Here is a 9,528-nt window from a genome sequence, read left to right on the forward strand (position 1 = left end):
TCCGGTGACCATCGAAACGGTGGCGCAGGCGGCGTACATCGTCGCCGCCCTGCTCTTCATCCTGGCGCTGGCCGGTCTGTCCAAGCACGAGACCGCCAAGGCGGGTAACACCTTCGGCATCACCGGCATGGCTCTGGCGCTGGCGGCGACCACCGCGCTCGCGGTGAATCACGACATCGGCGGCCCCGGCCTCGCCCTGCTGATCGTGGCGGTGATCATCGGCGCCGCGATCGGGCTGCACCGGGCGAGCAGGGTCGAGATGACCAGCATGCCCGAGCTGATCGCGCTGCTGCACAGTCTGGTGGGTCTCGCCGCCGTGCTCGTCGGCTGGAACGGGTACCTCCACGTGGAGGCCGACCCGGGCGGCGCCGAGGCCGGCCTGCTGCTCACCCAGAACATGCTCGGCATCCACAGCGCCGAGGTCTTCATCGGCGTGTTCATCGGCGCGGTGACCTTCACCGGCTCGATCGTGGCCTACCTGAAGCTGTCCGCCCGGATCAAGTCCAACCCGCTGATGCTGCCGGGCAAGAACATCCTCAACCTCGGTGCGCTCGCCGCGTTCGTCGTGCTCACGGCATGGTTCGTGATCCAGCCGCGACTCTGGCCGCTGATCGTCGTCACAGCGGTCGCCCTGCTTCTGGGGTGGCACCTGGTCGCCTCCATCGGCGGGGGCGACATGCCGGTGGTCGTGTCGATGCTCAACAGCTACTCCGGCTGGGCCGCGGCCGCCTCGGGGTTCCTGCTCGAAAACGATCTGCTCATCGTCACCGGCGCACTCGTCGGCTCCTCGGGCGCCTATCTGTCCTACATCATGTGCAAGGCGATGAACCGGTCCTTCATCTCCGTGATCAGCGGTGGTTTCGGCATCGAGGCCGCCGCGCCCGCCGAGGACGCCCAGTACGGCAAGCACCGCGAGGTCACGGCCGAGGAGGTCGCGAAGTTGCTCGCGACCGCCGACTCCGTCGTCATCACCCCCGGGTACGGCATGGCGGTCGCCCAGGCGCAGCACGGCGTCGCCGAGCTCACCCGCAAGCTGCGGGAGAAGGGCGTCAACGTCCGCTTCGGCATCCATCCCGTGGCAGGACGCCTCCCCGGACACATGAACGTGCTGCTCGCCGAGGCCAGGGTGCCCTACGACATCGTCCTGGAGATGGACGAGATCAACGACGATTTCGCGGACACCTCGGTCGTCCTGGTCATCGGGGCCAACGACACGGTCAATCCCGCGGCCATGGACGACCCGGGCAGCCCCATCGCCGGCATGCCCGTCCTCAAGGTGTGGGAGGCCGACAACGTGATCGTGTTCAAGCGCTCGATGGCCTCCGGCTACGCCGGCGTGCAGAATCCTCTGTTCTTCCGGGAGAACAGCGCGATGCTCTTCGGCGACGCGAAGGCCCGGGTGGAGGACATCCTCCGCGTTCTCTGACCTTAGTGGCACGGCCGCACGCGGTTGTCGTGCCGACGCCCTCGCAGGTTCCGCGCCGCTCCCGGGACGCCTCGCCGGCCCCGGGAGCCCGCGCGCCACCGCTCGGGGGAGCTAGTCCTGGTCGGCCTCGGGCCAGCCCCAGGAGTGCCAGGTGTCGATCTCGATCCAGCCGGTGATCCGGGGCCGTTCGCGGTTCGGGTACGGCTCGCCGGTGTAGTGGACGGACAACCGGTCGATGTCCTCCATGTTCGGGTCGTCCTCCATCGACACCACACGACCCTGCAAGCTGATGTGGCGGTACCAGCTGTCGGAGTCCAGCACCGTCAGCGAGACCCGGGGATCGGCGCGCAGATGGTCGAGACGCTTACGACCGGCGTCCATGTTGACCAGCACCTTTCCGTCCTGCCACAAGTACCAGGTGGCCACGGAGACCGGCGCGCCGTCCGGGCGCACGGTGCTGATGACACAGGGATTCGGGCGGGCGAGAGCCGCGAGGAGGTAGTCGGGCAGGGGCGCGGTGGACATGAAGGGAAGCCTTCCTCGATAGCGGGACGTGCGATGAGATGTCCCACCCTAGAGGGGCCCGCAGCGGTCGCCGCGAGCAGGTGCCCGAAGACGCGGCAGCCGCGTTTCGCTGCCGAGCGCAGGTCTCGCAACCACGCGGGCCGGGTGCGAGGATGTGCCAAAGTGCGTGCGCATACCAACAAACGGTGACAGAGCACCGTCCCACCTGTGGGACCCGCTGCGAAAGCGGCCAAGCTGTCGCACCGTCCCGCTTCACAGGGCGCCGGCCGCCCTGCATCACGACCGGACGCCGGCAGTCGTCGTCGCGACCGGACAGAGGCGAAGCACGACCACAGGAGGCCGCACATGACCGTGCCGCAGAGGACGCTGCGCCCCATGGCGGGTCGCGAGCAGGACCACGTCTCGCCCGAGGAGATCCTGGCGCGCGCGCAGGCCGCGGCTCCTCTGCTGCGCGAACGCTCCGAGGAGATCGAGCGCGGCAGGCGCCTTCCCCAGGATGTCGTCGAGCTGCTGCGCGCCACGGGTGTCTTCCGCGTCGGCATGCCCAAGGAGTGGGGCGGGCCGGAGCTCACCTTCGCCCAGCAGTGCGAAGTCATCGAGGCCCTCTCCTACGGGGACGCGTCGGCGGGCTGGTGCGCCATGATCGGCATGGACACCTGGATCTACGCGGGCTACCTGGACCAGGCCGTCGTCGACGAGATGCTCGCCGACCCCGACGCGATCACCGCCGGTCTGATCTTCCCGGTGGGCCGCGCCGACCGGGTGCCGGGCGGGTACCGGGTCACCGGCCGCTGGCCCTTCGGCAGCGGCGTCACGCACGCCGACTGGGTCGTCGGAGGCTGCGCCGTGTACCGCGACGGCGCGCGGGAGCCGGGGCCCGGCGGCGCGCCGACGAACTGGCGCCTGATGCTGGCGCGCGCCGGCGAGTTCCAGCAGGTGGACACCTGGCACACCACCGGACTGGCCGGCAGCGGCAGCATGGACTACCAGGTCACCGACCTGTTCGTGCCGGAGGAGCGATCCTTCGACTTCATGAGTTCACGCAGGTCGGGTCCCCTGGCCGCGCCCGACGCCTTCCTGAGCGACGCGCCGGGCGTGCCGCTCGGAGTCGCGCGCGCGGCCCTGGATCACGTGCGTGCGCTGGCCTCCGGCCGTGCCGACAGGGCGACGGGCACGCCGTGGCCGGACAGTTACCGCGTGCAGACCGTCATCGGCCAGGCGGAGATGGAGATCACCGCGGCGCGCTACGCGGTCTACGGCACCCTGAACGACCTGTGGCAGCGGCTGGAAGCCGACATCGAGCCGACCCCCGACCAGCAGGTGTCCACCGCGCTGGCGCGGGTCAACGCCTTCAGGACGGCCCGGTCGGTCGTCTCCCGCCTCGCCGACCTCGTCGGAACGGCCTCCATCTACCGGACCTCTCCCCTGGACCGCTGGCTTCGCGACGCGCACACCATGTGCCAGCACATCCTCGCGCAGGAGCAGATCGTGCAGTCGGCGGGAGCTCACCTGCTCGGCGGAACCCCTCAGGCGCCTTTCCCGCTCGGGCTCAGGACGTGACACGGACGGCGACCACGGGCCGAGGAGACGCGATTCCCCGCCCTTGGCCGGACCGCCGGTAGCGGCGGAGAAAGCCGTGGGATCGTCCTGACGGCGCCCTACGCGGAGACGTTCAGGCGGAGTCGCAGACCGAGCAGTGGGTGAGGCCCCTGGACTCGGCCTCGGACTCCGTCATCGATTCGAGGGTGTCGGGGTCCGACCCCTGGATCAGCGGGCACGCCGAGCTGTGGTAGCGGCGGGTGCCGGGGATGACCTTCACGGTTCCCGCGCCCTTCGCCGGGCCCTTTCCACTCCCCGGTCCCTTGGCGGGGCCCGGCCGGGCGTCCTCACGGGAGGATCCGGCCGTCCGGTCCTCACCGGCCTTCGGGGCCTGACCGGTTCTCGGGTCCTGAGCCGGCTTGGCGTCCTGCGCGGCCTTCGCCTCCGGGGCGCCGTCCGCGCGGTCGGCGTCGCTCTTGTCGCCGGTCTTCTTTCCCTCGGCCGGTCGCGCGGCCACGACGACGATCGGGTCGTCGTCCTCGCCTGTGGGGTCCGGGCGCTTGAACGCGTTGAAGGGACTGGACGCCTCGGGGACCACCGGCGCCGAGAAGGAGATCAACGGCCGGTCCGCGGGCTTGGACGGCGGGGGCGCCGGCTTGGAGGGGGTGGACGCGGCGGGGGTGGCCTCGGCGGGGGTGGACGCGGCCGGGCGCGGGGGGACGGCAGGCGGACGGACGGGGCGGGTGTCCTCGGAGCGGTACCCGCCGGAGGGCTCCCCGCGCGAAGGGGCGGGGCGGTCGGCGGGCGGGGGGACGGCGGCCTTGGGGGCGTCCGCGGGGGGAATGACGATCGGGTCCGCGGCCGGAGGGATGACGATGGGGTCCGCGGCGGGCGAGCGCGGGGCCTCCAGGGACGGGCGCGGGCCCTCCAGCGAAGGGGTGGCGGGGCGCCGGGACGTCTCCACGGAGGGGGTGGCGGACGACCGCGGCGGCGCCTCCACGGAGGAGGTCCACTGGGGCGTGTCCAGGGTGACGACCGGCTCGGCCTTCAGGGGGGCGTTGACGGGCTGGGCGCCGTCGGGCAGGCAGCTCGTGCAGGCGGAGAAGCCCTCCTCGCGGGCCTCCTCGTAGGTGAGCTCCTCGGTCTGGCGGCCGGAGAGCTGGCGGCACCCGGCCAGGTGGAACCGCTTGCGCCCGGGGACGACGAAGACGATCGCGTCGGGAGCGAGCCTGCCACTCGCCCCCGCGACCGGCGCGGTCGCGGGAAACGCGGGCGGCGCGGCCAGGGTGGCCGTGGGATGCGCCATCTGGGGTGTGGCCGTGGGACGGGCCACGGGGGAGGCGGGCCCTCGCGGCGGGGCCGCTGAGGAGGCCACCGCCCCGGGTCGGGCCATCAGGCCATCGGCGACGCCGGCTCCGGCCGGGGGCATGGGCGGCATGGCCGCCGGCACGCCGCCGGAGGGGAAGAGCTCATGGCGTCGCAGCAGGGCGCCGATCATCAGGAAGACCGCGGACAGCACGCTGACCACGATCGACCACATGACCAGGACCGCTGTTCCGGTCACAACACCCGCGACCAGGAGGCCGAAGGCGAGCACGACCAGAATGGCGCTGAGGTAGATCACAGATACTCCCAGTCACGGGCCGGAGAGAGCCGACCCGTTACTTTAACGGCGATCGTTGTGAGGGCCGTCGACTCCCTGGAAGGCGCCGGAGTGCTGTGCGGGCTCGGGACCGAACGGGTTGTTCTGGGGGCCGGGGATCTGGGGCTGGCCACCGGGGGCGCCGGCGTGGGACATGGCGGGGGCGCCGCCCATCTGTGCGCCGACGACGGGGAAGGCGCCGCTGCCCTCGGCGGAGACGTTCAGCTCGGCGAGCTGGTTCTCGAGGTAGAGCTTGAGCCTGCTGCGGTACTCGCGCTCGAAGCTGCGCAGCTCGTCGACCTTGCGCTCCAGCTCGTCGCGGGTCTGGACCAGCGAGCCCATGGCCTGGCGGTGGCGCTCCTGGGCGTCGCGCTCCAGCGTCTCGGCGCGGGCGCGGGCGTCGCCGATGATCTGCTCGGCCTGGCGGCGGGCCTTGCCGAGGATCTCGTCGGCCTCGCGGCGGGCGCGGGTGACGGTCTCGTCCGCCTCGCGGCGGGCGTCGGCGATGGCCTGGTCCGCGGTCTGCTGCGCGAGGGCGAGCACGCGGGCCGCGGTGTCCATGTTGTCCTCGGCGGGGGGCATTCCCATGCCGACGGGGACCGGCTCGGGCCTGATCGGCTCGGGGGCCTTCATGGGCTCCGGCTGGGGCATCATCATCTCGGGCTTGGGCTCGGCCACGGGGGCGGGCGCCATGCTCATGCCCATGCCTCCGGGGACCTTGCCCCGCAGGCACTCGGTCAGCTTCGCCCGAAGCTCCTCGTTCTCCTGGATGAGGCGGTCGAGCTCGGCTTCCACTTCGTCGAGGAAGGCGTCGACCTCTTCCTCGTCGTACCCCGGCCTCAGCCGGGTGGTACTGAACTGCTTGTTCCGCACATCAGCGGGCGTCAGCGGCATTTCGGTCTCCTTGGCGCGCTCGGAGTCTGTCCGGAGGACGGTACCCGATCAAAGCGCGGACACGATCTGGATCATGACCAAGACCACAATGAACAGCACTGTGAAGCTTAGGTCAAAGGCCACCGTACCCAACCGGAGGGGCGGAATGAAACGGCGAAGGAACTTGAGAGGCGGGTCGGTCACGGTGTACGTGGCCTCGGCGAGCACCAGGACGACACCACGCGGGTGCCATGAACGGGCGAACGCCTGCACCGTCTCGAAGATCATTCTGCCGATCAAGAGCACGAGATAGATCGCCAGGATCGCGACCACGATCTCTTTAAGAACCCCCACGGTCGCGTCCTGCCTCCGTTTCGCGCTGCCGGCCTCGGTCGGGGTGGGCCCTGCGGGCCAAGCTGGTCGTGCCGGCCGTGTCCGGCCGTGAACTGTTCATGGTGGAACTCTAGCTCTGATTGAAGAACCCGCGTTCCGCGATTCGGGCCTTGTCCTCGGCGGTCACCTCGACATTGGCTGGGGACAACAGGAACACCTTGTTCGTAACACGTTCAATGCTTCCATGTAGGCCAAAAACCAGACCTGCCGCGAAATCGACTAGCCGCTTCGCGTCACTGTCAACCATTTCGGTCAAGTTCATGATGACGGGCGTGCCCTCACGGAAGTGCTCCCCGATGGTACGCGCCTCGTTGTACGTGCGGGGGTGAAGCGTGGTGATCCGCGCCAGATCGGTCGTACGGCGCTCGGCCACCGCCGCCCCCGCCCGGGGTGCCGGGACGGGGGTCTCGGTCTCCTCCGGGCCGTCTTGGGGCGTTCCAAGCCCACGCTCGTCGCCGCGCCGCCGATCGACGTACTCGTCGGGGTAGTCCTCGTCCTCGGCGTAAGTGCCATAATCCGGGTAGCGGTCGTCCTCCACGAGACCGAGGTAGACCGCCATCTTGCGCATCGCGCCGGCCATCGCTACGTCGTCCTCCTGCTCAGGGTCGCCGTACCCAGGGCAACCTAAGGCACCGCCATCGACCTCGGATACATGGACATCAAGGTCCACTCGGGGGGACATTACCTGACGAAGGGCTTCCGGCGACCGAGCAACGCCGTACCGACACGCACGTGTGTCGCTCCGTAGGCGATGGCCTCGGCCAGATCTCCGCTCATTCCGGCCGATACGACCGTCGCGGACGGGTGGTCCGCCCGCAGGGCGGCGGACAGCTCGCGCAGCCGCGCGAACGCCGGGGCGGGGTCGGCGCCGAGCGGCGCCACGGCCATGACGCCGCCGAGGACCAGCCCCTCCGCGCCGGCGATGGCGTCCGCCAGCGGCGCGAGCCCCGCGGGGCCGACCCCTCCCCTGCCGGGCTCGTCGCCGAGGGCGACCTGCACCAGGCAGGTGAGGCGGCGCCCGGCCCGGACGGCCTCGCGGGACAGCGCGCCGACCAGGCGCTCCCGGTCCACCGAGTGGATCACATCGGCGTAGGAGACGACGGACCTGGCCTTGTTGGTCTGCAACTGGCCGACGAAGTGCCAGGTCAGCGGGAGGTCCGCGCAGTCGCCCGCCTTGGGCTCCGCCTCCTGGTCGCGGTTCTCACCGATGTCGCGGACGCCGAGGCCGGCGAGGATGCGCACGTCGGAGGCGGGGTAGGTCTTGGTGATCGCCACGAGCGTGACCTCGCCGCGCGCGCGGCCCGCGGCCTCGCAGGCGTCCGCGATGCGGCGCTCGACCTCGGCGAGGCCCGCGGCGATCTCGTCACGTCGCGTCGTGTGGGTGTCGTTCACGTGGGGGTCGCGTCACTTCGGTGGTCGGTACGGGTGGCCGGGCATCAGCGTACGGGCCGCGCCGGACCCCGGCCGCGCCGCCCCCGCCCGCGCGGCGCGCGCCCCCGCGAGGGGTGCGCGCGCCGGGGCTCACTTCAGGAAGTCGGGGACGTCCAGTTCCTCCTCCTGCTCCTCGAAGACCACCGGACGGCGCCGGGCGGGCTCGGAGACGCGGGAGGTGATGGGGGTGGGCGGCTCGGGCGCCGGCCTCGGGATCGACACCGGGCCCTGCGGCTCGGCGTGCGGGACCGCCTCGGCGGCCTCGCGCGCGAAGGAGGCGGGCCCGGCGGCGGCCGGAGCCGGGGCGGGCTCGGGGGCCGGGACGGGCTCGGGCGCGGGCGCGACCGGGGCCGCCTGCGGCGCCGGATGCGGGGCCGGGTGCGCCGGAGCCGGGTGTGCCGGGGCCGTGCTCGCCGGGGCGGCGTGCGGGGCCGGCAGCGGGCGGACCGGGGCGGGCCGCTCGGCGCGCGGCGGCTCGGCCCTGGCCGGCTGTGGGGCCGGCTGCGGGGCCGGCGCGGCGGCGCGGGCCGGCGGCGCGGCCGGCGGCGGGGTCTGCGGGGCGGGCCTCGCGGCCGCCTGCGGGCGCGTCACCGGCTGGGCGGCCGCCTGGTTCTCCGCACCGGGCTCGTCGAACCCGGCGGCGATCACCGTGACCCGGACCTCGTCGCCGAGGGCGTCGTCGATCACCGTGCCGAAGATGATGTTGGCGTCCAAGGCCGCGGCGTTGGACACGAGCTGGGCCGCTTCGTTGATCTCGAAGAGTCCGAGGTCGGAGCCGCCGGCGATGGACAGCAGCACGCCGTGGGCGCCGTCGATGCTGGCCTCCAGCAGCGGGCTGGAGACGGCCATCTCGGCCGCGGCCACCGAGCGGTCGTCGCCGCGGGCGTGGCCGATGCCCATGAGGGCCGACCCGGCGCCGGACATGACCGACTTGACGTCCGCGAAGTCGAGGTTGATCAGGCCGGGCGTGGTGATCAGGTCGGTGATGCCCTGGACACCGGACAGCAGGACCTGGTCGGCCGCCTTGAAGGCGTCCAGCACGCTGACCTGGCGGTCGGAGATCGACAGCAGGCGGTCATTGGGGATGACGATCAGCGTGTCGACCTCGTCGCGCAGGGTCTCTATGCCGGCCTCGGCCTGCATGGCCCTGCGGCGGCCCTCGAAGCTGAAGGGCCGGGTGACGACGCCGATGGTGAGCGCGCCGAGCGAGCGGGCGATGTTCGCCACCACGGGCGCGCCGCCGGTGCCGGTGCCGCCGCCCTCACCGGCCGTGACGAAGACCATGTCGGCGCCCTTGAGGACCTCTTCGATCTCTTCGCGGTGGTCCTCGGCGGCCTTGCGTCCGACCTCGGGGTTGGCCCCCGCGCCGAGGCCCCGCGTGAGCTCGCGCCCGACGTCCAGCTTGACGTCGGCGTCACTCATCAGCAGCGCCTGGGCGTCGGTGTTGATGGCGATGAACTCGACGCCCTTGAGTCCCTCCTCGATCATCCGGTTCACGGCGTTCACTCCGCCGCCGCCGATGCCGACGACCTTGATGACCGCGAGGTAGTTCTGCGGTGCTGCCACGACGAGGGGCCTTTCCGCTCGTTTACTTGCATTACGTGAAGCCCGAAACGGTGCCGGACCTTCTTGTTTAACTCTCACCCTCAAGTTGAGATTTAGAGTTATGTCAACCTGAGGAATGATACGGACAGTAGGG

General features: G+C 71.5%; 9 protein-coding genes. 2 read left to right on the forward strand and 7 right to left on the reverse strand.

Annotated elements, in window-relative coordinates:
- The first annotated feature begins 4 nt into the window (after positions 1 to 4).
- Positions 5 to 1,426 carry a Re/Si-specific NAD(P)(+) transhydrogenase subunit beta gene (pntB, locus tag BJ982_RS31380; protein ID WP_184886037.1) on the forward strand — a complete coding sequence of 474 codons (1,422 nt, stop codon included), beginning with the start codon at positions 5 to 7 and terminating at the stop codon, positions 1,424 to 1,426.
- A gap of 111 nt (positions 1,427 to 1,537) precedes the next feature.
- Here the strand turns inward: pntB and BJ982_RS31385 are convergent, their stop codons facing one another.
- Positions 1,538 to 1,951 carry a PPOX class F420-dependent oxidoreductase gene (locus tag BJ982_RS31385; RefSeq protein WP_184886039.1) on the reverse strand — a complete coding sequence of 138 codons (414 nt, stop codon included), beginning with the start codon at positions 1,949 to 1,951 and terminating at the stop codon, positions 1,538 to 1,540.
- Between the two features lie 345 nt (positions 1,952 to 2,296).
- Here BJ982_RS31385 and BJ982_RS31390 point away from each other — a divergent pair, with 345 nt between their 5' ends.
- Positions 2,297 to 3,511 carry an acyl-CoA dehydrogenase family protein gene (locus BJ982_RS31390; protein ID WP_184886041.1) on the forward strand — a complete coding sequence of 405 codons (1,215 nt, stop codon included), beginning with the start codon at positions 2,297 to 2,299 and terminating at the stop codon, positions 3,509 to 3,511.
- 112 nt (positions 3,512 to 3,623) lie between these two features.
- Here BJ982_RS31390 and BJ982_RS31395 read toward each other — a convergent pair whose 3' ends face one another.
- The 6 genes from BJ982_RS31395 to ftsZ all read right to left on the reverse strand — a co-directional run bounded on the left by BJ982_RS31395 (position 3,624) and on the right by ftsZ (position 9,395).
- Positions 3,624 to 5,114, reverse strand: coding sequence for a hypothetical protein (locus BJ982_RS31395; protein ID WP_184886043.1), 1,491 nt, complete (start codon positions 5,112 to 5,114; stop codon positions 3,624 to 3,626).
- 42 nt (positions 5,115 to 5,156) lie between these two features.
- Entirely contained in the window at positions 5,157 to 6,026 is an 870-nt protein-coding gene (locus BJ982_RS31400; RefSeq protein WP_184614304.1) for a DivIVA domain-containing protein, read from the reverse strand.
- A 48-nt stretch (positions 6,027 to 6,074) separates the two neighbouring features.
- Positions 6,075 to 6,359, reverse strand: a complete 285-nt coding sequence (locus tag BJ982_RS31405) for a YggT family protein (RefSeq protein WP_184886045.1) — start codon at positions 6,357 to 6,359, stop codon at positions 6,075 to 6,077.
- Positions 6,360 to 6,468: 109 nt separating this feature from the next.
- A complete protein-coding gene (locus BJ982_RS31410) occupies positions 6,469 to 6,978 on the reverse strand; it encodes a cell division protein SepF (protein WP_184616392.1) in 510 nt (169 codons plus the stop codon).
- 101 nt (positions 6,979 to 7,079) lie between these two features.
- Positions 7,080 to 7,790, reverse strand: a complete 711-nt coding sequence (locus BJ982_RS31415; RefSeq protein ID WP_184886047.1) for a YggS family pyridoxal phosphate-dependent enzyme — start codon at positions 7,788 to 7,790, stop codon at positions 7,080 to 7,082.
- A gap of 129 nt (positions 7,791 to 7,919) precedes the next feature.
- Positions 7,920 to 9,395 (reverse strand): cell division protein FtsZ, encoded by a 1,476-nt coding sequence (ftsZ, locus tag BJ982_RS31420; RefSeq protein ID WP_184886049.1) that lies wholly within the window; start codon positions 9,393 to 9,395, stop codon positions 7,920 to 7,922.
- Positions 9,396 to 9,528 lie beyond the last annotated feature (133 nt).

Origin of the sequence: Sphaerisporangium siamense (assembly GCF_014205275.1) — a bacterium.
GTDB classification, from domain to species: domain Bacteria; phylum Actinomycetota; class Actinomycetes; order Streptosporangiales; family Streptosporangiaceae; genus Sphaerisporangium; species Sphaerisporangium siamense.